This window comes from Inquilinus sp. 2KB_23 (assembly GCF_052115705.1).
Classification (GTDB): domain Bacteria; phylum Pseudomonadota; class Alphaproteobacteria; order DSM-16000; family Inquilinaceae; genus Inquilinus; species Inquilinus ginsengisoli_A.
Genome location: NZ_JBFRHF010000002.1, coordinates 120,549 through 141,731 on the forward strand (window position 1 = coordinate 120,549; position 21,183 = coordinate 141,731).

The window sequence follows — 21,183 nt, forward strand, 5'->3', positions numbered from 1 at the left end:
CCGGGGTCCCGTCGACCGCGCCGCGGCCTGCATGAACGCCGGACACGTTCTCCGCCGCCTGCTCGGCGCCATCCCGCTGCTGTTCGGGATCTCGCTGCTGCTGTTCGCCGTCATCCATCTGGCGCCGGGCGGGCCGCTCGACGTCTATGCCGACAACCCGTCGGTCAGCCCGGCCGCGCTCGAGCAGATCCGCAAGGCCTACGGGCTCGACCAGCCGATCCCGGTGCAATACGTGCTGTGGCTGAAGTCGATGGTCCTCGGCGACTGGGGCTATTCCATCCGCACCGGCCGGCCGGTGCTGCAGGAGGTGACGGAGCGGCTGGGACCGACCCTGGAGCTGGGCGGGCTGGCCATGCTGGTCTCGCTCGCCATCGCCCTGCCCCTCGGCACCATCAGCGCGGCAAGGCGCCATTCACTGCTGGACCACGTCCTGACCTTCCTGTCCTTTGCCGGTATCTCGCTGCCGGTGTTCTGGCTGGCGCTGCTGCTGCAGCTGCTGTTCAGCATCGCGCTGGGATGGCTGCCCTCGGCCGGGTACCAGACCATCGGCGGCGGCTCGTTCGGCGACCGGCTGGCCCATATCGCCATGCCGGCCGCCGTGCTCTCCCTCGCCACCATCGCGAGCTGGAGCCGCTACATCCGCTCCGGCATGGTCGACGTGCTGGACCAGGACTACATCCGCACCGCCTATGCCAAGGGGCTGCGCGAGCCGGGCGTGATCCTGCACCACGCCCTGCGCAATGCGCTGATTCCCGCGGTGACGATCATCGCGCTCGACCTCGCCTCGATCATCTCGGGCGCGGTGATCACCGAGACCGTCTTCGCCTGGCCCGGCATCGGCCGGCTGTTCATCGAGAGCATGGACGGCCGCGACTATCCGGTGCTGATGGGGCTGATGATGCTGGGCTCGCTCGCGATCGTGCTCGCCAACATCGCCGCCGACCTGGCCTACGCCACGCTCGACCCGAGGATCCGCTATGACTGACGCGGCGGGGCCGGTCGCGACCATGGCCGAGCCCGGCCATCGCGGTTATTGGAGCCAGATGGCGCGTCGCTTCCTGCGCCACAGGCCGGCCGTTGCCGGACTGGTGTTCCTGCTGTTGCTGGCCACCGCCGTGGTGGTCGGGCCGATGGTGCTGCCCTACGCCTACGACGACCAGGACTTCGACCTGATCGGCGCGCCGGGCGAGATGACCGCCGCGCACTGGCTGGGCACCGACGAACTCGGCCGCGACGCGCTGACCCGGCTGGCCTATGGCGGCCGGGTCTCCCTCGCCGTCGGCCTCGCTTCCGCGATCATCGCCACCGGCCTCGGCACCCTGGTCGGCGCGCTGGCCGGCTTCTACCGCGGCATCGTCGACAGCCTGCTGATGCGCTTCACCGACGTTATGCTGTCGATCCCGCCCCTCCCCTTGGTCCTGCTGCTGTCCGGCCTGTTGCGCCCGTCCGTGCCGCTGTTGGTCGCCATCATCGGCGCGCTGATCTGGATGGGCACGGCCCGGCTGGTCCGCAGCCTGTTCATGGCGCTGCGCGAGCGGGAGTTCGTCGAGGCCGCGCGTGCCCTGGGCGCGCGGGGACCGCGGCTGATGCTGCGCCACATCCTGCCGAACGCGATCGGCCCGATCACGGTGTCCGCCACACTGGCGGTCGGCAGCTCGATCATGCTGGAGAGCGCGCTGTCCTTCCTGGGCTTCGGCGTGCAGCCGCCGGTGCCGACCTGGGGCAACCTGCTGAACACGGCCAGCCCCTGGCTGGCCGCAGCGCCCTGGCTGGCGATCCCGCCGGGCCTGTGCATCTTCTGCACCGTGCTGGCGGTCAACTTCGTCGGCGACGGGCTGCGCGACGCGATGGAGCCGAGAGGCTAGGCCGTGACGACGGCGGGCGGGCGGGTCAGGTCGAGGTCGCTGCGGATGCAGGCCACGGCATGGCCGGGCCCGGCGTCGCGCAGTGGAGGCGCCGCCTCGCCGCAGGCCGGCAGCGCATAGGGGCAGCGAGTCCGGAACACGCAGCCCGATGGGGGATTGAGCGGGCTGGGCAGATCGCCCTTCAGCACCATCCGGGTACGGCGGGCGCCGGGCCTGGGGATCGGGGCGGCGTCCAGCAGCGCGCGGGTGTAGGGGTGGCGCGGGTTGCGGTACAGCTCGGCCGCCGTCGCCGTCTCCATCACCCGGCCGAGATACAGCACCACGACCCGGTCGCACAGGTACTCGATCACCGACAGGTCGTGGCCGATGAACAGCAGCGCCAGGCCCATCTCCTGCTGCAGGTCCTGCAGCAGGTTGATGATCTGCGCCTGGATCGAGACGTCGAGCGCCGAGACCGGCTCGTCCGCCACGATGAAGGCCGGGTTCACCGCCAGGGCACGGGCGATGCCGACGCGCTGGCGCTGGCCGCCCGAGAATTCGTGCGGATAGCGCCCGGCCGCGAAGGTCGGCAGGCCGACCTTGTCCAGCAGGGCGCGGATCCGGGCCGGCCGGTCCCCGCGGCCGCCGATGCCGTGCAGGTAAAGCGCCTCGCCGAGCGTGTCGCCCACCGTCATCCGCGGGTTCAGACTGGCATAGGGGTCCTGGAAGATGATCTGCATGCGGCTGCGCAGCGCCGCCATCGCCGCCGCGGGCAGGCCCAGGATCTCCTGTCCCTCGAAGCGTACGGAACCGCCGGTCGGCTCGATCAGCCGCAGCACGGCGCGGCCCAGGGTGGTCTTGCCGGAGCCGGATTCCCCGACCAGCCCGACCACCTCGTGCGGCCGGATGTCGAGCGACACGCCGTCCACCGCCCGGACTGTCCCGCCCGGTCGGAACAGGCCCTTGCCGATCGGGAAATGGACCTTCAGATCCGTGATCGAGACCAGAGGCGGCGGCATGGCGGTCACAGCTCCCTCCACCGCAAACAGCGCGAGGCGTGGCTGTCCGCCACCCGCTCGACCGGCGGCATGGCCGAGCCGCAGGCCGCCACCGCGAGGTCGCAGCGCGGCGCGAAGGCGCAGCCCGGCGGGGGATGGCGCGGATCCGCGACCTGGCCGGGGATCGCCTTCAACCGGCTGCGCCCGGCGCTGGCGCGGACAGCATGGTCGATGACGGGCAGGCTGGCCAGCAGCCCCCGTGTGTAGGGATGGCTGGGCGCGTCGAACAGCCCGTCGACGTCCGCGCTTTCGACCACCCGGCCGGCATACATCACCTCGACCCGGTCGGCGATCTCGGCGACAACCCCGAGATTGTGCGTGATGAACAGAATGCCCATGCCGAGCTCGCGCTGCAGCCGCCGCATCAGGTCCAGGATCTGCGCCTGGATCGTGACGTCGAGCGCGGTGGTCGGCTCGTCGGCGATCAGCAGTGCCGGGTCGCAGGCCAGCGCCATGGCGATCATCACCCGCTGCCGCATCCCGCCCGACAGCTGGTGCGGGTAGGACTCGGCCCGGCGCCGCGCGTCCGGGATCTCGACCAGCGACAGCATCTCGACCGCCCGGCTCCAGGCGGCCCTGGCGCCAACCCCGCGATGCAGCCGGACGACTTCTGCGATCTGGCGGCCGACGCTGTGCACCGGGTTCAGGCTGGTCATCGGCTCCTGGAAGATCATCGAGATCTCGTTGCCGCGGACATCGCTCATCGCCGTCTGGTCGAGCCGTGCCAGGTCGCGCACCCGGCCGTCGCGGCCGCGGAACAGGATCTCGCCGGCGGCGATGCGGCCGCCGGGCGAGCGGACCAGGCGCATGACCGACAGGCTCGTCACCGACTTGCCCGATCCGCTCTCGCCCACCAGCGCCACGGTCTGCCCGGCCTCGACCCGCAGGTCGACGCCGTTGACCGCGCGCACCGGCCCCGCTTCGGTGCGGAATTCCGTCACCAGGCCGCGGACATCGAGCAGCGGCGTGCCGGTGCAGTCCGCTTCCGTCATCCGGCGATCTGCCCTGCCCGCCTCATCTCATCCTCCGCCCAGGCCACGGGCACGTGCCCGTGGCCGATCAGCGTATCGTGGAAGGCCTGGACGCCGCCACGCCAGCGCGACCGCAGGTCCTTGATCGCCTCGACGCCCAGCCAGTACATCAGCCGGGTCGCCGGGAAGATCGAGTTGCGCGTCACCTCGCCGTCGACCCGGGCGGCGGCGAAGCCGGCCTCGTCCCGGTAGAAGCGCTTGGCCTCCTCCAGCGTCCATTCGCCGGTGTGCAGACGGATGTCGACCAGCACGCTGGCGGCGTTGCGCCGCTCGAACTGCTTCAGCAACAGCACCTCGCCTGGGGTGTAGAAGCCTGGCGCCTCCAGCAGCAGGTCCTCGGCGTAGCAGGCCCAGCCCTCGACCATGGTGCCCGCCGACAGGAAGGCGATGCCGGCGGCGCAATCGGTGCCGCCGAGGCGGGCCAGGCGGGATGCCGCCTGCCGGGCCCGGGCGTTCTGGGTGTGGTGGCCGATGGACCCGTGATGGACGGCGTGGACCGCCTTCACCAGGGCGTCATTCTGGCCGCGAAGATAGGAGGCCGGGTCGCCGCCACCCGGCGGCGTCACCCAATAGACGCTGCCGTCGCCGGCGCGCGCCATCGGGGGCGACCGGTAGAACAGGAAGTAGAGATCCCGCGCCACAGTGCGGAATGTGGGGGCCAGCGGCTGGTACGACAGCCCGTACTCCGGGGCGGGAGTGACGAGGCCGGCGGCCGCCCGCACCGCCGCGTCGTGCAAACGGCGATAGCTGGCCGGGACATCTTCCGGCGCGGCGGGATGGATCTCGGCCAGGGCCTCGACCTGCTGCTGCCAGGATCGCGCGGGATCGATCCGCGTCGCCATCTCCTCCAACTCGCCGCCCATGCGGTCGAACGCGTCCTGCGCCCGGCGCGCTGCCTCGGCGGGGGACAGGGCCAGGCCATGCGCCTCGCGCATCAGGAACGCCAGATATGGCTCGCCGCAAGCCGGGTCCCGGTCCGGCAGGCCTGCCACAACGGCGGAGAAGTCTTCCAGCGCCCGGGCGGCGGCCTCGGCCGGCACGGCCCAGCTTTCGGACCAATCGGTATGCAGGCGGATGTCACCGCGCAGGAACCCCGCCACGGCCGTAGCCTCCCGCCGCGCCCGGTCGGCCCAGCCGCGCGGCGTTGCGGTGCCGGACAGCCGGGCCCGCCCGTCGGCCAGGAAGTCGGGCAGCGCGGCCAGCCGGGCCGCCACGGCCGAACTGCGGGTCGGCTGCGACTGCGGCAGCAGCAGGGCGATGATCGCGAAGGCTGCCTCGCCCGTGTACCAGGCGGGGTTCAGGAAGCGCGGCCTGTGGTCGAGGCCGGCGCGGGCGATGGCGATCTCCGACCGCATCAGCCGCAGGTCCAGCCGATCGCCCGGGGATGACGGCTCGGGCTGCACCGCCAGCCGGTCCTGCAGCGCGTCCAGCCCCGCCCGTTCGGCAGCCTCGGTGCCGGTGGCGGCCGGCGGCAGCCGGTCGTCGTGCCCGTCGATCCCCATGAAGGTCGCGTCCACCGGCCGGAAGGCCAGGTGGTGGGCCAGGAAGGCGTCGACCAGACCCGGATCCAGGCCGGCGCCGCCGGTCACCTTCCTTGCCCCGGCAGGTCGACCCAGCGCCGCTCGGCATGCGCCCGGATCACCGCGTCGACGATCTCCTGGCTCTTGGCGCCGTCGAAGAACGTGCATTCCTGCGGCCGGTCCTCGAGGATCTCGTCGACGAAGTGCCGGACCAGGTTGCGGTAGTAGAGCTCGGGCCATGGCGTGCCGAGCGTGGTGCCTGGCGGCAGATGGTCCGCCGGCAGGTCGATCTTGCGAAACTCGACCGCATCGGCTGTGGCGAAGTGCAGCGTCTCGGCGATGCCGTATTCCGAGATCAGCCGCGCCACCGCCGCGCCCTTCGATCCGTAGACCCGGATCTCGACGCCCGGATAGTTGCCGACCGCGATGTAGCTCGACTGCAGCAGCCCCTGGGCGCCGCTGGCGTATTCGACCACCGCCGCCGCGCCGTCCTCGATCGGAATACGCTGCCGCCCCGGCTCGCCGCGCACCACCCGCTCGGGCACGAAGTTGCGCATGGTCGAGGCGACCGACGCGAATTCTCCTCCCAGCCAACGCATGAGGTCGACCAGGTGCGACCCGTAGCCGATGATCGACGCCGGGATCAGTTGGTCGCGCGGCGCGCCGGGCACAACCTGGCGCAGCGGGAAATCCGGGTCGAGGAACTGACTGTTCTGCTCGAAGCCGTGGATGTGGAAGATCTCGCCCAGCGTCCCGTCGGCAATCCACTGCCTCACCTGCCGGATGGCCGGCGAGTAGCGGAAAGTGAAGCCCAGCTTGGTGCGCACGCCCTTGGCATCCGCCGCCCGGGCCGCGGCGAAGGCCGGCTCCGCCTCGGTCGCCAACGGCTTCTCGGACAGCACGTGCCTGCCGGCGGCGATCGCGTCCAGGCTGAGCGGCAGATGCGTGTGGGTCGGTGTGCAGACATCGACCATCTGCACGTCCGGGTCGGCCAGCAGCGCTCGGTGGTCGGTGTAGATCCGACGTGCGCCGAACCGCTCGGCCATCGCCTGGGCACGCTCGGGCTCGATATCGCAGATGGCGACCAGGTCCACCCGTTCATGCGCGGCGTAGCCGGGCAGGTGCGCCTTCTCGGCCCAGCTGTGCGCCCCGATTACCCCGACCCCGAGTCTCGTCCCTGTCATGGCAGCGCCTTTCCGATCTGGTTCACATAGGCCTCCAGCTCGTCGTAGTTGTGGAAGCCGAGCGGGCGGCGCCCTTCCTCGATCTCGTAGATCATGGCGCAGAGCTTCTCGTTCAGTCGGACATCCACGCCGGCCCGGCGGCCGTAATCGATCAGCTTGCCGTTGGAGGAGCGCACTTCGGACGGCCGGTTCCGGTAGACGATGTCCCACCAGATGCCGGAGCCCTTCTTCTTGAACTGGTGGGCCTGCTCGTTCTGGTCCTTCTTCAGCAGCCAGATCGCGTGGTTGATGTTGTCGAGCAGGCGCCGCGTGTCGGCCGGCGTCTTCGGCCGGTAGTTGGCGGGGTCGAAGAAGTCGAAGGCCTCGACCGCGATCCCGTTCGCCTCCGCAATCTCCAGCGCCTCGCGCACGATCGCGCCGGCGATCCGGGCATAGCGCTCGACCCCCAGCGTCTCGCGGATGCGGGCATCGACCAGGGCGGAGAACACGACCTGGGCGGAATAGACCTCCTTGGCCCAGATCTGGCCCCAGATGTTGTCGGAGACCTGCACCTCGGTCAGCGCCGACAGCTGCCGGCCCAGTTCCTCCAGCCGCGGGGTGCGGCGGCCATCCATCTCGCCGAGCTGGATCGGCCCCTCATGGACGAACTCGATGTAGCCGGGATCGACCAGCGCGCCGCCGTAGTTCGGAATCGATCCGATCACCATGGCCTTGCCGTCGAAGCCGTTGGCATCAAGCAGGGCCACGATGTCGGGTTCGTTGAACCCGTTCTGATAGGAGACGATGGCGCTGTCGGGCCGCAGCAGCGGCAGCACCTGCCGCACCGCGTCGACGGCATGCTGTGACTTGGTGGCGACCAGCACCATGCCCAGCGGCTGGGTCAGCTGGTCCGGCGTCGCGGCCCGGACCGGAACCGTCATCTCGCCGCGGACGCCGTCGATGAAGAGTCCCCGGGCGTTGAGCGCGTCGACATGCTCCTGCCAGCGATCGACCAGGAGGACATCATGCCCCGCCTTGGCCATATACGCCCCGGCCAACCCGCCGATCGCGCCGGCACCGATGATGGTGATGGTCATGCTGTCGCTTTCGGCTGTCACGGGGTGGCGGGCGAAAACATCTCCAGGCTCTCGGGGCTGTGCACCTGCCCGTAGAGGTAGGTCAGGAAGGCCGGGCGCTGACTGGCGGGGACGCGCTCCCGCACGCGGCGCACGCTCTCATTGCCGGCCCAGTAGGAGGCGATGAACGGACCGCGGAAGGGATGGGCCGCCATGCGCAGCCGCCCCTGGATCCAGGCCTCCTGGCCGAAGGCGGTCCGGCGCAGATACTCGGCGACGCGATCGGCCGGCCAGCCATCCACCATCAGGTGCCATGCAGCACTGGTCTGGGCCGCGCTGCGCAGCCGGCGCAATTCGAGATGGATCTCGTCGTCCTCGTCCTCGATCCAGTCGATCAGTTGCACCGCCTGGTCGCCGATGCCCTCCTGGACGCAGCCGGTGACGGTGTTGGCGGTGCAGAGCAGGGCGTCGGCGTCCGACCGACCGGCCTCGACCTCGGCCCGGGTATAGAGCAGCTGGGTCACATGGCCCGGATGAACCTCGTGGCACACCAGATGCTTCAACGCCGATCGGGTGAAGCGCTGGTCGACATTCAGGTCCATCTGGCCCTGGTTGAAGTTGCAGCGGGCGGTGAAGGGCATGTCGCGCACCGGGTTGAGCGCCATCTCGTAGTCGCCGGTGTCGATGATGCGGGCATCCGTCCGCGCCTTGGCCTGTGCCAGCAGTTCGCTGAAGGTCGCCTCGAGCCGCTCGGGGTCGACGAAGCGCCCTTCTTCCCAAGCCTTGATGCGCTCGCCAAGATCCCCGCGGACGGCGCCCTGGCGTCGCAGCAGGGAGTCCAGCCGGCCGCGGATGTCCTCGATCACCGCCGGGTCGACCGGGCCGATCGGGGCGCCCACGAGGTCGCGGACCTTCTCCTCGAAGGACGGGCTGGCGCCGGCGAACAATCGGACCGCCACCTTGAGGGAGGTCAGCATGCCGCGCAGGAACACGGCGCGCGTGCCGTCGGGGACCTGGCCGACCGAGGATTCCAGAGCGGCGAGATCCTCCTGCACCTCGTCCCAGCTGGCATAGCGGCGGGCCGGGACGAGATCGGTGCCCATGTAGATCGGCACCAGTCCTTCCCCGTCCAGCAGGCTGGTGCCCCGCGGACGCGAGCGCTCGAACGCGTCGATGCCCATGGTCACGGCCGTCAGGGTGGCGCCGATCGCGGCGGGGTCGATGGTCATGCCGATGGCCTCGTCGTTGGCGGCGACCGGCGCCGACCGGCCTCGCCCCAGGATGAATTCCAGCGTGTTTCCGGCGGGATCGCGCAGCATAAGGCGGTCCGGGCTGACGGATGGCGGCTCCCCGAGCGCGACGCCGGCGCGCGAGACCACAGCGGTCAGGGCGTCCCATCGCTCGCTGTCGAGGCAGACGCCGAAGCTCCACAAGGAACCGGACTCGCCGCCGGACCGGGCCGACGAGACCGAGCCGCCATCTGCCAGACGGGCCGAGACCACATGGCCGAAGAAGTCGAAATCGATCGAATGCTCGTCTTCGTGTCGAACCCGGCATTGCAGGACTTCGCCATAGAACCGCTTGGCGCGCTCCAGGTCATCGACTGCGAAAGAGAGGTGGAATGGGTGTATGGCCATCGGATGCAACCGGTTCCGCGAGGCGTGCCGCTATGGCGGGGTGTTTTCCCGTCCGAGGGTAGACCGTTGGCCTCGGTCCACAAGGCGCATTAAGATTGCGAAACCATGATTTCAGGGAATGGATGTGCCGACCCGCCGCCGTCTGCTGCCCTCGCTGAACGCCATCCGCACCTTCGAGGCCGTGGCCCGCCACCAGAGCTTCACCCATGCGGCCGCCGAGCTATACGTGACCCAGAGCGCGGCCAGCCGTCTGGTCCGCAGCCTCGAGACATATCTCGACCTGCCGCTCTTCGTCCGCGTCAGCCGCCGGATCGAGTTGACCGACCAGGGCCGCTTCTACGCCGACCTGGTGCGGGATGCTCTCGACCGCATCGAGGCCGGGACGATGGAGTTGATTTCCACCCGGGACGGCGGCGGCACCCTGTCGATCGGCATGCTGCCGACCTTCGGCACACGGTGGCTGATCCCACGGCTGTCGGCGTTCCAGGCGCTGTACCCCGACATCGTCCTCAACCTCGTCAGCAACGACGGACCGCTCGACTTCGCGGCCCAGAAGATCGATGTGGCCGTGCGGTTCGGCCATGGCGGCTGGCCGGACGCCATCGCCGAGCCGCTGATGTCGGAGGAGGTGGTCGTGGTCTGCAGCCCCGCGATCATGGCTGGGCGTCATCCGCTCTCGGACTTCGACGCGCTCGAACACCACCGGCTGATCCGCCATGCGACCCGCCCGGATGCCTGGAACCACTGGTTCCGCTCGATCGACGTCACCCCTGCAGCGTTGCATTGGGGTCCGACGCTGGAACATTTCTACATGGTGATCCAGGCCGCGATCGCGGGGCTGGGGATAGCGCTGCTGCCGCGCCTTCTAGTCGAGGACGAGATCCAGCGCAGGGCCCTCATCGTCCCCTATGATGTCCGCGTTACCGGGCCGGGCGCCTACTATGTCGTCAGCCCGAAGGCAAAGGCCGAGCTGATGCGGGTCCGCGCTTTTCGCCGTTGGATCATAGAAACCTCCAAGGCGGCGTGAACACACCATGGCCTGTTCCGGCCGGCGAGCCGCCGCCGCGGCGGTTGCCCTGGGGAAGCCGAATAAGATCATCGCCTACGAGCCGAGCCTGCCCACTTCTCCAGAATCACTTTAGGAGCGTGGCGCTGATCGTCGCCCGAGCGATGGTCGCCCCGCAGAGGTGGGGTTGCCGGCATCGGCAACGAAACCATTCTCACCGTGCCGGACACCATCCCGCGGTGAGGCTTCGGTCTACTGGCAGCGCCACTCCAGCCCGACCAGACCAGGCAGATCGCGCAGCGCCCTGATCTTCGGCGGCGGCCCCTTGTCGGCGATGCGGTCGGTCCAGCACAGGTCGAAGCGCAGGGTGCTGCACGGCGGCTCCACGGCATGCTGGACGGTCAGCGCGGCGATGCGGAAGCCCGCGGCCTTCAGCCGGTCCTGCAGCGCCGGAATGTCGACATCGGGATCGGCCAGGGTCAACGCCAGTTGGGCCTGCCGTTCCTGCCGCATCCAGGCCTCGACCCATTTCAGCAGCCAGAGCGTGGCGATGCCAAGCCCCAGCGCGGCCAACCCGAGGCCGATCGACCCGGCACCAAAGCACAGCCCCATCATGGTCACGAACCACAGCGTCGCCGCCGTGGTCACGCCGACGACCATGTCGCCCCGGCGGAGAATGGCGCCGCCGCCGATGAAGCCCATGCCCGACAGGACACCCAGCGGCAGGCGCATCACGTCCATCCTGCTGAAAGACTCCGGCGTCTTGCCGGTCACTTGCAGCAGTTGGTTGGTCAGGATCATGGAAATGGCGGCGGCCAAGCAGGCCAGCAGCGTCGTCCGCAGCCCCGCGGGCCGGCCTTCGATCCCGCGATTGAGGCCGATGATGGCGCCGCCGGCGACGCTGAGGGCGAGACGGAGAGCGATGTCCCCTGCGCTCAGTTCCAGGTTCGTGCCGCTGGAACAGAATTCGTCGGGATATCGTTCCGGCCTGCTTCGACAAAGGACCGCCGCTTGGACCGAGGTGCTCCCATCCCCTCGCCAACGGCCGGCGGAACCGTTGCAGCGTCAGGTCTATTTGAATCCATGGGCATCGAGCCCTTGGAGAATCGATATGTCGAACGAAAACCCGAACAAGCAGAACCAGCCGGGCCAAACCAATCCCGGGCAGGTCAAGCGGCCGGATCAGAGCCCCCAGCAACAGCAGCAAGGCCGCCCCGGTCAGCCGAAGCAGCAGCAGCAGCAGGGTGAACGGCCGAGCCCGTCGCAACCCGGCCAGGCGCGCCCGGACGACAAGGCACGCCACAGCCAGGGTGGCCAGCAAGGACCGATGGATCGGTCCGGCAAGGGCGACCAGCGAAGCTGATCGCCGTTGGCCTGGAGCGAGGGTAGCGCGGGTGCGCAAGCGCTCGCGCTACCCTTTGTCAGCGTGGCACCGATAAGTCCGCATTGATTCGACGAGTGCTTCGAAGTGTTGGCGGGCCGGCTGGCAAGAAAGCTTGGCGATGCAGTCGTCTCATACGCGGAGACCGCGTTGGCGGATCCAGTCCTCACTATCCTCCTCTATTTTATTCTGCCGCTTTGGTTCGCCGCCGGCTTCGCTGACTGGCTTTGTCATCGTGCCGCCAATATCGAGTCGACCGCCGAAGCGAAGGAATCCCTGATCCATCTGCTGATGTTCGGCGAGATGGCGCTCCCGCTGCTGGCCGCGCTGTTTTTGGAAATCAACTCCTTGATCATCGCGTTGATGATCGTCGCCTTCCTGGCACACGAAGCGACGGCCCTGTGGGACGTCAGCCACGCGGTGACACGCCGCGCCGTGAGCCCCATCGAGCAGCACGTCCACAGCTTCCTGGAGATGCTGCCATTAATGACCGCCGCCTTCGTCACCGTGCTGCATTGGCCTTGCCTCATGGCTTTCCCACGCGTGTCTCCGTGTCGGGGAGGGCTGAGCCGGTCAAGGCCAAGCCTCGAGGATCTGATCCACCGGCGCGACCTCGATCTGCTGCGAGAAGCGCTCATGGAAGAGGCGGAGAAGATCTTCATGGGTGGTGTCGGACGTGCTGCAGACCGCGTCCTCCGCCAGCACCAGGCGGTAGCCCCGGTCGACGGCGCCGAGGGCAGTCGCCAGCACGCAGATATCCGTCTCGCCGCCGGAGAGGATGAGCGTGTCGATCGCGCCGGCGCGAAGCCGCTCACCGAGCCCCGGGGCCGTGAAGGCGGAATAGCCGTGCTTGTCGAAGACGAGGGCCGGCGGCACGAACTCCGCCAGCATCGGCACCAGCGCCAGCAGCCTGGGATCCAGCATTCCCCGCGTCATCTCCGCCCAGCGGGTGTAGTAGCGCCGCCAGCTGCCGGGCAGTTCGTCCGAATGCCGGGGCGGCAGGAAGCGGGTGAAGATGGTGTCCGCGGGCCGGTGTCGGACGAGGCGCCGCACCGAGGGCGAGGTCCGCTGCGCCCACGGCACATGCCAGGGGGTCTGCTGCGCGAACAGCTCCTGCATGTCGATGCAGAGATGGACGGTCCCGTCCCCCAACCGACCGAACGGCAGCGCCTCGTCGGGTGTCACGACGGTATCGCCGGCGATGACCGCGGCGAGGGCATCACAGCATCGGCCGGCCGCCGGTCACCGGCAGCAGGGCGGAATCATCCCCGCCGGTAATCAGCGCGACCTTCCCGTCCAGGCGGCCGCTGCCGCGATAGCTGTCCTCGCCGTGGTCCGGGCGTGGGTCCATGGCGGATGTCCTCCCCGGCGGCCGCTGCTGCTGCACTGGTTGCGGTGGGCACGGGCCGGCAGTCTTCGGATCGGTCATGGCGGTCTCCGTCGGATGTCCGGACGTCGATTGAATCAATGGGCCGAGGAGATCGCCGTTCCGTGGTCGGACGGGCCGCCGGTCAGTCAGCGAGAAAATCCAGCGGTTCCCGGTCAAGATCGCCCACGACGAGCGAGACGTGGCCCAGCATCGGGTCAATCGCTGGACGGATCATCGCTCGCCGTGGCGCCGTCGGATCAGGCTGCTTTCCGGTTGAGGCTGCTCTCGGCGAGCCTCGTCAACAGCTGGTCGGTCTTCTTCTCTTCCTGGAGCGTCTGGTCGAGCAGCCGCACGGCCTCGGGCAGGTTCAGCTTGGCGGCCCAGGCCTTCAGCGTGCCGTAGCGCGAGATCTCGTAGTGCTCGACGGCCTGGGCGCCCGAGAGCAGCCCGGCATCGAGCGCGGAGGTGTCCTTGAACTCCTCCATGATCTCCTTGCCTTCGTCGATGATGCCGACGATGGCGTCGCAGGTCTTGCCCTGCGCCCGCTTGCCGAGAAGGTCGAACACCTTCTCGAGGCGGTCGACCTGGCCTTCGGTCTCGTCGCGATGCGTCTCGAACGCGGTCTTGAGCTCGGCGGACTGCGCAGCCTTCGCCATCTTGGGCAGGGCTTTCAGGATCTGCTTCTCGGCTTAGTAGATGTCCTTCAGCGTGTCGAGGAACAGATCGTCGAGCGTCTTGTCAGTCGTTGCCATGAATCACCCCTATGGATTGTTGTCTTTCTGCAAATAACGGCCAAATATGGCCTCAGCGTTTTACTGCATCCCGGACGGCGTCCTTGGCCTTGCCGACTTCCTTCTGAACCTTGCCTTCGGCCTTATCCATCTTGCCGTCGGCTTGAAGGTTGCGGTCGCCGGTGACCTTTCCAGCGGCATCCTTCACGGCGCCTTTCGCCTGCTTGGCGGCGCCAGCGATCCGATCCTTGTCCATGTCCGGCCTCCAGAGTTGCAGACGACAGATGAATAGGCGCCGCAGCCTCTTCGTTCCTCGAAGGCCCTCCTTCTTGAAAACGAAACGATACGAAACGGCCGAATGCGAGAATGGGGAATACAACAAAGTATAATTTCCCCATTCACCCTGGACATTACTGACCGGGAACCAAGACTGGCCTCTTCCTCTTTACTAAGTCGCCATGAGGATCGCGACCTTCAACGTCAATGGAATCAACGGCCGATTGCCGCTCCTCCTCCGCTGGCTCGCATCCGCGGAGCCGGATGTCGTGTGCCTGCAGGAGCTGAAGTCGCCAGATGACCGGTTTCCGGCCGCCGCGTTGCGCGACGCGGGCTACGGCGCGATCTGGCACGGGCAGAAGGCCTGGAACGGCGTCGCCATCCTCGCCCGTGGGAGTGATCCGGTGGAGACCAGGCGCGGGCTTCCCGGTGACCCGAACGACAGCCACAGCCGGTATATCGAGGCAGCTGTCGCCGGCGTCCTGGTCGGCTGCCTCTACCTGCCGAACGGCAACCCGGCGCCGGGCGCGAAATTCGACTACAAGCTCCGCTGGTTCGACCGCCTGGCGGATTATGCTGCAACCCTCCTGGACCTCGAGATCCCGGTGGTGCTGGCGGGAGATCTCAACGTCATGCCGACGGATCTCGACGTCTATGCGCCGGCGCGCTGGCGGGACGATGCGCTGTTCCGTCCCGAGGTCCGCGCCGCCTATCGACGGCTGGTCGATCAGGGCTGGACCGATGCGCTGCGGACGCTTCATCCGGATGAGCGGATCTATACCTTCTGGAAGTACTTCCGGAACGCGTTCGCCCGGGATGCGGGCTTGCGCATCGATCACCTGCTGCTCAGCCCTTCGGTCGCCGACCGCCTTGTATCGGCGTCGGTCGACCGCCGAGCCCGCGGATGGGAGAAGGCGAGCGACCATGCGCCGGTCTGGATCGACTTGGCTGACTGACGGGGTGCGCCGCCAAGGTCGTCGACGGCATCAGTGGTTCGGCAACGATTCATCGGCGCGTGCGGGTGTCGCCACCACGACGTCCGGATCCCGGACAGCATGCAGATCCCGCATGAGCAGCCAGGCAAGTCCAGCGAGGTGGACCCTCGGCACGGCCGTCACGGTGTACCGCACCCGCCCGCAAAGGCAACCGCCGGTGATCGGATCCGGCTCTTTGCCCTCTCCTGGACGCGCCATCCGCTTACTGAAGGCCGGACTGTATGGTCTGGGCCTCCGACAGATGGTGTTCGACGATCGGCGCCAACTCCAGGGCCACGGCCTTGAGGTTGGGATCGCTGCCGGAATCGCCGTAGCTCTGCTGCAGCTTAAGCGCCTGCTGATGCCCCTCCACCTGTCCATCGATGTAAAGCCTGTCGAACTCCGAGCGGCGGGCCGATTTCAGCGCGGCAAGCTCGTCCTGGTGCTGTGGGTCGAGCTTCGCGGGAAGCTGGATCGGCAGGTTCGAGGCGGCGATGGCGCTGCGGATCTTGGCGGTCGACGCAGTGTGGTCCCGCACCATCATGGTTGCGAACTGCCTGACCTCGGCGCTGCGCCCGCGCTTGGCCGCGACCCTGCCGGCCTCGACCTCGAACAGGTCGCTCATGCCGGCCGTCTGGGCGTAGTTGGCCGGGTCCATCTGCGACGCCGGGGCCAGGGACGCCAGCACCGCCGCCGGTTCGTTCTCCTTGCTGCAGGCACCGAGAAGCAACGACCCCAGAACAGCGACGCTGGACAGCAACAGGACGGATCTCATGACGGATCTCCCTGAAAACGAATGCGATGTCCGATTGCAACGGGGCAGGCGCGCTCAACGTTCCGAATCTGTCGCAAAGTCCCATTGAGTCCGGAACGGGCGAGTCGTGCGGGCGCCCCTCTTCCGCCGACCGGGGACTGGCCATCCCGACGGGCTGGAACCGGCCTTCACGACGCGTCGTTTCCATGGACGATGGCGGGACCATCGGCGATGACGGCGCCTGGTCCTCCGCCGCCGCCATGCCACGCCGTCGCTGCTGAGCTACCAGCTGGGGACCGGGACGGGCCATTTCCCGGCCCAGGGCGCGACCGAGGCGACGGCGGCAAGCACAGCATACTAATCGGCCCGCGACGGGAGGTAGCCCAGGCGACAGACCTCCCGGAACACCGCGGCCGGTGGTCTCGTTGGCAGGGTAGGCAGATGATCGAATTGGCCAGACGGCCGCTTGTTCCGGCGCTCGCTGCCCCCTATCGCACTGCGTGGGAGTCAATCGTGGATCCGATCGTGATTTTGAAGCGCTGCAAACCCGGCGACCACCTGAAGGTGACGAACTCAAACGGTGACACAGACGACATCGTCGTCGACCGCGTGGATCTTCAGAACCAGCAGCTGATCCCGGTCTACGGAAACGCCATTGCCTTCGGCGATGTCGGGAAGGTCTCGAATGCGAGCGAGACCAACCGCAAATACCGTTCGGGCTAATCCCCGGCTCTGGAGTCTCGTGGCGCCGCCATTACTGCCTTCGGCGGGCCGGCCCCGTCCTCGCCTAGCTTGCCCGCTACACCCACCGCACACAGCGCACCGGGACGGAGTCATGAATTCGGCGGAGCGCCTGTTCGCCCGTCGTCAATCCGTGTGGGTGCTCGTCAGCCCGCGCAGGTGATTGTAGTACTGGGATCCATAGCTCGAAGGGGTGCCGGATTCGTCGGTGATCAGGCCGATGTTGAAGTCGCCGGTGCCGCAGGTGCCCGGCCAGGTGTTGAAGTTCCAGGCCATGTAGCCCTGCTTCTTGCCCTCGATGAAGGCCCAGAGCCGGTCCAGGTAGCCCGTGTCGCAGCTGGCGCCGAAGTGATTGGCCATGCCATGTTCGCCCACGATCAGCGGGACCTGGTCCATCACCGGCGCGACCTCGTCGTCCCAGCACTGCTGGCTGGTGCAGGACGCGAAGTTGTACTGGTGCCAGGAGGCGACGATGTTGTTCTCCGGATCCGTGGGCTTGTAGGCCAGCCAGTGGCTCAGGTCGCCCGCCAGGCTGAGCCCGCCGACCATCAGGACGTTCTCCGCCCCGGTGGCGCGCACCGTATCGACCAGCGCCTGCATCCCGACCGCGGTGTAGGACGTGCTGGTGTCCACATAGTCATCCGCGACCTTCACCGAGCAGCTGCTGCCCCCGTTGCGCCAGCAGCTCCAGGCCTGGGCCTCGGGCGGGTCGTTCAGCAGGAAGGGTTCGTTGTACAGGTCGAAAATCACCGCGCTGTTGCCCTTGAATGCGTTGGCCACGCTGGTCCAGAACGCGACGGAATGATCGGCGTTGGGCATCGGCTGGAAATCCAGCCCGATGGTCGACAGCGAGCCCGGCATCGCATAGTGCAGGTCGACGATGACGGCGAGGTTGTTGGCGGTCATCAGGTTGACGTAGTCGATGATGGCCTGCCGGTACGTCGCGCCCATAAAGGCTGCGTTCGCGCTGGTGGTGTTGATGCCCAGCCAGCACTGCTCGTTCAACGGAACCCGCACGGCATTGGCGTTCCACGACTTGACCGCATCGACGAAGGCCTGGTCGCGCGGCGTGGCGTCGTAGCCCTGCACGCATTCGAAGCCGGTGGTCCCGCGATTGACGCCGTGGACGAACAGCGCCTGCCCCTGGCCGTTGAGCAGCTGGTTGCCCTGCACATGTAGCCCGCTCATCGCCACGTTGGAGGGGCCGGAGCCCTGGCCGACCATCGCTAGGTCGTCCACATAGAACCGGGGCCCGGCCGCGTCGGAATAGTGCTTGATCGCCAGGGTGTCGATCGTGGTGTTCGCCACGCCGAGATCGGCCAGCGACACCTCGTACCGGGTCCACTGCCCCGCGGTCATGGGCGAGAGCACCACGGTGCCCAGGAAGCTGCCGGCGCGGAAGGCGTCGACCGACACCACCTGGCCGCCCGCGGTGCCGCCATGGGCCCAGAGTTCGAGCGTGTCGAAGCCCGCGGTGCTGAAGCCTTCCTTGTCGAAATAGAACTGGCCCCATTCGCCGGTGGGCGTGATGCCGATGGATTTGGTGCCGGCATGCACCGGGCTGGTGGTGGCGGTGTTGCTGCTGATGTTCCAGCCGCTGCCCGGCGTCCAGCCGTTGCGGAACTGGTCGTCGTAGAGGACCTGCCGGGTCGGCGCGACGCTGATCCCGATGTCGTCGACGAAGTATTGCGGCAGGGTGCCTGCGGTCGCGTTCTGGATGACGAAGCCGGTGATCTGCCGGTCCTGCGCGTCCAGCGCCGACAGATCGACCGAGTATTGCCGCCACTGGTTGGCCAGGAGCGGCGCCAGCGGCACGGGGGTGATCGGGTTGCCGCTGGCGTCCCGGGCCTCCACCTGCAGCAGCTGGCCGCCGGCCGTCCCGCCATGCGCCCAGAAGGTGAAGGCGCCATAGCCGGTGGTGCTGATCGCCACGGTGTGCAGGTACAGGCCGCCCCAGCCGCCTTGCACCAGCCGGATCGAGCGGGTGCCGCCATGCACCGTGGCGGTGTTGGTCAGGATCTGGCCGGACGACCAGCTCCAATCCTGCCAGCCAGCCTGCAGCGCATCGCTGTAGATCACCACCGGGTCGGCGGCGCGCGCACTGCCGAAGCCGAGCGTGCCGAGCAGTCCCATCAGGGCGAAAAGGCCCCGGAGCAAGCGGCTGTTCATGATGTCACCGCCACTTCATGACGCCCTGCCCGGGCGAGGCCAGCCACAGCGCGCCATTGGCGGCGACCCTGGCAAACAGCGCGAACGGATAGGCCAGGCCCTGGTTCTGCGCCGTCCAGGCCGAGATGCCGTTGGCGCTGGTGAGCACGCCCAGGCTGGTCGAGGCGTAGCCGCCGGCATGGACCGCGCTGGAGCTGCCGAGATAGACCCGGCCGGTGCCGGGATGGACCGTCACGGTGCTGGCCCAGTCATCGGCCTGGACGCGCGCCCAGCTCTGGCCATAATCCGCCGACCGGTACAGGCCCTTGCCGCTGCCCTTGACCGCGATCCAGATGTTGTTGTCGCGGCTGGCCAGATCCATCGGCCCGCTATAGGTCCAGACGTCGTGCAGCCAGTGCTGGCCCGCCGTCCAGCCGCTGGTCATGGCGGCGGGCAGGGTCAGCTGGCTCCAGGTGTTGACGCTGCCGCCCTGCCACGAGCGGTAGATCGCGCCGGCCGACAGGGCGAACACGCCGTTGGTCGCGGTGTAGTAGATCCGGAAGCAGTCGTCGTTGGGGCAGTTCAGCACCATCTGCCACGAGGCGCCGTCATCCTCGCTCAGATACACATCACCATTGACGGCCGCGTAGACCCAGCGCGACGTGACGGTGCTGTCGGGCGCCACGGTCAGCCCCTCCAGGCGCCGGATCGGGCTGGGCAGCCCCTGGGTCAGCTGCTGCCAGGTCGCGCCACGGTTCGTGCTCTTCAGCAGATACAGCGGTTCGGCGCAGGGGGTGCCGCAATTCTCCATATTGCCGCCCAGCTGGGCCCAGACCACGTCGGGGCGGCTGGGATCCGCGGTCACGCTCAGGCTGTTGCCGCCCTTGCCGGCCCATCCGCCGGTGTATGGCGCGGCGTCCAGGCTGGTCCAGCTGCTGCCGCCATCGTCCGAGCGCCACAGGCCGAGATCCATGTATCCGGCATAGACCAAGTTGGCGTCAGCCGCGCTCTGCTCGACCACGATCGGCACCACATTGTCGATGCCGCGCGAGCGCCACTTGCCGGTGACCGCGGTGGAGACGCTGTCGCTCCAGTTCTTGGCGCCATCGCTGCTGGCGTAGAGGAACTGGTTGTTGGTCCACAGCACGGTGTTGGGGAATGAGGGGTTATAGCCGAGGGTCTGGCCGAGCCCCTGGTAGCTGAAGCCCATTCCCCAGTCCTCGTCGGCCTGGGACCAGCCGCCGGTGACGCTCAGGGTGCGCTTGACCCAGGTCGCCCCACTATTGCTGCTCTCCCACAGAAAGCTGCCATAGGTCCCGGCAGGGCGCAGGGCCTGGTCGTCGAGGCCGACGATCCGGACCCGGCTGGAGTTGGAGGGGTCGGCCAGGATGATCCCCGAAGGCGCCTGGGCGCCGGAGGCGAGGAGCGTCCAGGAGTATCCGGTTTCCAGAGACTTATAGACCTGCGGCGCATTGCCGGTCGCGACCACCGTCGCATACATCAGGTTGAGGTTCTGCGGGTCCTGGCCGTAGGCGATGTCGACCAGCTTGCCCTGCTGCGGGTCGAGCCGGGTGAAGGTCTGGCCGCCATCGGTGGAGAAATGCGCCTGGTAGATCACCTGGCTTTCCGGGCGGTCCGGAAAGCGCCCCCGGCCGCTGATCGCCCAGACGCCGTCGGGATCCACGGGATGGGTGCGCAGCCCGGTGATGCGCAGGCCGGCGGGCAGGTTGGACCCCGTCGCGCTCCAGGTCTGGCCCGCATCGGTGGAGCGGATGATGTAGGGCTGCAGGGCGTCCCACTGCGGGTGCACCGCGGCGTAGACGATGTTCGGATTGGCCGACACGGCGATCGCGGCGATGTAGCCAGTGGCGTATTTCCGGCTGAAGCCGGTGCCGTTGCTGTTGCCGACGAAGAGCCCGCCATCGGTGCCGACCAGCAGCTTGCCCGAGGGGTGGGCCGCCAGCGATGCGATATGGGTGACGGTCAGCCCCTGGGCCGACCCCACCGCGGTCCAGCTTGCCCCCGCATTCGTGCTGAGATAGAGGCCACCGAGATCGGAACCGGTGGCCCAGTATCCCTCGGCGGTCACGACGGGCGAGTTGAACGCGCCGCCACCGCCGGGGTTGCCGGGCTTCCAGGTCAGTGTCTGCGCGTGGCCGAGCGACGGCGCGAACAGGAACAGCACCGCCATCAAGGCGATCATGACTCTATGGTTCACCGGGCCCCCCTCCGGTTGATTGTCAAACGGGCCTGACCGACGCCCCCTGTCCGGAGCCGACCGGAACGCCCTTCCCGATAAAATGATCCCCATCCAGACCAGCGCCGCAAAATCGATCCGGCTTGCTGGATCCTGAGAGGTCCGCAGTCCCCCGGCCGCGAATCACTTCCTATATATGCCACTCCAGGCCGACACATTCCTGCAACGCGCGCAAGATCCCATCGGCACAAGGCGAAACAAATTCATCGGCCCATGC

The 21,183-nt window shown here is 68.1% G+C and carries 21 protein-coding genes; 6 read left to right on the forward strand and 15 right to left on the reverse strand.

Features of this window, described 5'->3' with window-relative positions:
* The first annotated feature begins 31 nt into the window (after positions 1-31).
* Positions 32-985 carry an ABC transporter permease gene (locus AB4112_RS02810; RefSeq protein WP_309795529.1) on the forward strand — a complete coding sequence of 318 codons (954 nt, stop codon included), beginning with the start codon at positions 32-34 and terminating at the stop codon, positions 983-985.
* Complete coding sequence (locus AB4112_RS02815) at positions 978-1,865, forward strand: ABC transporter permease (protein WP_309795527.1); 888 nt, start codon at positions 978-980, stop codon at positions 1,863-1,865. The genes AB4112_RS02810 and AB4112_RS02815 overlap by 8 nt, the downstream gene beginning before the upstream one ends.
* On the opposite strand, the gene AB4112_RS02820 is transcribed toward AB4112_RS02815, so the two are convergent.
* Genes AB4112_RS02820 through AB4112_RS02845 form a run of 6 tightly spaced genes read right to left on the reverse strand, consistent with a single transcriptional unit; the run spans position 1,862 to position 9,329 of the window.
* Positions 1,862-2,863: an ABC transporter ATP-binding protein gene (locus tag AB4112_RS02820; protein ID WP_309795728.1), complete on the reverse strand. Its 1,002-nt coding sequence runs from the start codon at positions 2,861-2,863 to the stop codon at positions 1,862-1,864. The genes AB4112_RS02815 and AB4112_RS02820 overlap by 4 nt on opposite strands.
* A 5-nt stretch (positions 2,864-2,868) precedes the next feature.
* Positions 2,869-3,894 carry an ABC transporter ATP-binding protein gene (locus AB4112_RS02825; RefSeq protein ID WP_309795525.1) on the reverse strand — a complete coding sequence of 342 codons (1,026 nt, stop codon included), beginning with the start codon at positions 3,892-3,894 and terminating at the stop codon, positions 2,869-2,871.
* Positions 3,891-5,522 carry a DUF885 family protein gene (locus AB4112_RS02830; protein ID WP_309795523.1) on the reverse strand — a complete coding sequence of 544 codons (1,632 nt, stop codon included), beginning with the start codon at positions 5,520-5,522 and terminating at the stop codon, positions 3,891-3,893. Before AB4112_RS02830 ends, AB4112_RS02825 begins: the two co-directional genes overlap by 4 nt.
* Positions 5,519-6,637 (reverse strand): Gfo/Idh/MocA family protein, encoded by a 1,119-nt coding sequence (locus AB4112_RS02835; RefSeq protein ID WP_309795521.1) that lies wholly within the window; start codon positions 6,635-6,637, stop codon positions 5,519-5,521. Before AB4112_RS02835 ends, AB4112_RS02830 begins: the two co-directional genes overlap by 4 nt.
* Entirely contained in the window at positions 6,634-7,713 is a 1,080-nt protein-coding gene (locus tag AB4112_RS02840; protein ID WP_309795519.1) for a ketopantoate reductase family protein, read from the reverse strand. Before AB4112_RS02840 ends, AB4112_RS02835 begins: the two co-directional genes overlap by 4 nt.
* A 17-nt stretch (positions 7,714-7,730) precedes the next feature.
* Positions 7,731-9,329 (reverse strand): VOC family protein, encoded by a 1,599-nt coding sequence (locus AB4112_RS02845; RefSeq protein WP_441717002.1) that lies wholly within the window; start codon positions 9,327-9,329, stop codon positions 7,731-7,733.
* A 118-nt stretch (positions 9,330-9,447) separates the two neighbouring features.
* On the opposite strand from AB4112_RS02845, the gene gcvA reads away from it, so the two are divergent.
* On the forward strand, positions 9,448-10,356 hold the full coding sequence (gcvA, locus tag AB4112_RS02850) for a transcriptional regulator GcvA (RefSeq protein ID WP_309795515.1): 909 nt from the start codon (positions 9,448-9,450) through the stop codon (positions 10,354-10,356).
* Positions 10,357-10,587: 231 nt separating this feature from the next.
* Here the strand turns inward: gcvA and AB4112_RS02855 are convergent, their stop codons facing one another.
* Complete coding sequence (locus AB4112_RS02855; RefSeq protein WP_441717261.1) at positions 10,588-11,280, reverse strand: MgtC/SapB family protein; 693 nt, start codon at positions 11,278-11,280, stop codon at positions 10,588-10,590.
* A 166-nt stretch (positions 11,281-11,446) separates the two neighbouring features.
* Here AB4112_RS02855 and AB4112_RS02860 point away from each other — a divergent pair, with 166 nt between their 5' ends.
* Entirely contained in the window at positions 11,447-11,698 is a 252-nt protein-coding gene (locus tag AB4112_RS02860) for a hypothetical protein (protein WP_309795508.1), read from the forward strand.
* 150 nt (positions 11,699-11,848) lie between these two features.
* On the opposite strand, the gene AB4112_RS02865 is transcribed toward AB4112_RS02860, so the two are convergent.
* From AB4112_RS02865 to AB4112_RS02885, 5 genes are all read right to left on the reverse strand, one after another.
* The gene (locus AB4112_RS02865) at positions 11,849-12,178 is read right to left on the reverse strand and encodes a hypothetical protein (protein ID WP_441717003.1); all 330 of its coding nucleotides are present in this window, start codon (positions 12,176-12,178) and stop codon (positions 11,849-11,851) included.
* Positions 12,179-12,289: 111 nt separating this feature from the next.
* A complete protein-coding gene (locus AB4112_RS02870) occupies positions 12,290-12,901 on the reverse strand; it encodes a cysteine hydrolase family protein (RefSeq protein ID WP_309795504.1) in 612 nt (203 codons plus the stop codon).
* 34 nt (positions 12,902-12,935) lie between these two features.
* Positions 12,936-13,067 carry a hypothetical protein gene (locus AB4112_RS02875; protein ID WP_441717004.1) on the reverse strand — a complete coding sequence of 44 codons (132 nt, stop codon included), beginning with the start codon at positions 13,065-13,067 and terminating at the stop codon, positions 12,936-12,938.
* 275 nt (positions 13,068-13,342) lie between these two features.
* Entirely contained in the window at positions 13,343-13,762 is a 420-nt protein-coding gene (locus AB4112_RS02880; protein ID WP_441717263.1) for a YciE/YciF ferroxidase family protein, read from the reverse strand.
* Between the two features lie 127 nt (positions 13,763-13,889).
* Positions 13,890-14,072, reverse strand: a complete 183-nt coding sequence (locus tag AB4112_RS02885) for a CsbD family protein (RefSeq protein ID WP_441717005.1) — start codon at positions 14,070-14,072, stop codon at positions 13,890-13,892.
* A 202-nt stretch (positions 14,073-14,274) separates the two neighbouring features.
* On the opposite strand from AB4112_RS02885, the gene xth reads away from it, so the two are divergent.
* Complete coding sequence (gene xth, locus AB4112_RS02890; RefSeq protein WP_441717006.1) at positions 14,275-15,048, forward strand: exodeoxyribonuclease III; 774 nt, start codon at positions 14,275-14,277, stop codon at positions 15,046-15,048.
* A 241-nt stretch (positions 15,049-15,289) separates the two neighbouring features.
* On the opposite strand, the gene AB4112_RS02895 is transcribed toward xth, so the two are convergent.
* The gene (locus AB4112_RS02895; protein ID WP_309795496.1) at positions 15,290-15,841 is read right to left on the reverse strand and encodes a DUF4142 domain-containing protein; all 552 of its coding nucleotides are present in this window, start codon (positions 15,839-15,841) and stop codon (positions 15,290-15,292) included.
* Positions 15,842-16,261: 420 nt separating this feature from the next.
* Between AB4112_RS02895 and AB4112_RS02900 the strand changes: the two genes are divergently transcribed.
* A complete protein-coding gene (locus tag AB4112_RS02900) occupies positions 16,262-16,543 on the forward strand; it encodes a hypothetical protein (RefSeq protein ID WP_309795495.1) in 282 nt (93 codons plus the stop codon).
* Positions 16,544-16,687: 144 nt separating this feature from the next.
* Here the strand turns inward: AB4112_RS02900 and AB4112_RS02905 are convergent, their stop codons facing one another.
* Both AB4112_RS02905 and AB4112_RS02910 read right to left on the reverse strand, forming a co-directional pair.
* Positions 16,688-18,718 carry a glycoside hydrolase family 5 protein gene (locus AB4112_RS02905; RefSeq protein WP_309795492.1) on the reverse strand — a complete coding sequence of 677 codons (2,031 nt, stop codon included), beginning with the start codon at positions 18,716-18,718 and terminating at the stop codon, positions 16,688-16,690.
* 16 nt (positions 18,719-18,734) lie between these two features.
* Entirely contained in the window at positions 18,735-20,927 is a 2,193-nt protein-coding gene (locus AB4112_RS02910) for a WD40/YVTN/BNR-like repeat-containing protein (RefSeq protein WP_309795489.1), read from the reverse strand.
* Positions 20,928-21,183 lie beyond the last annotated feature (256 nt).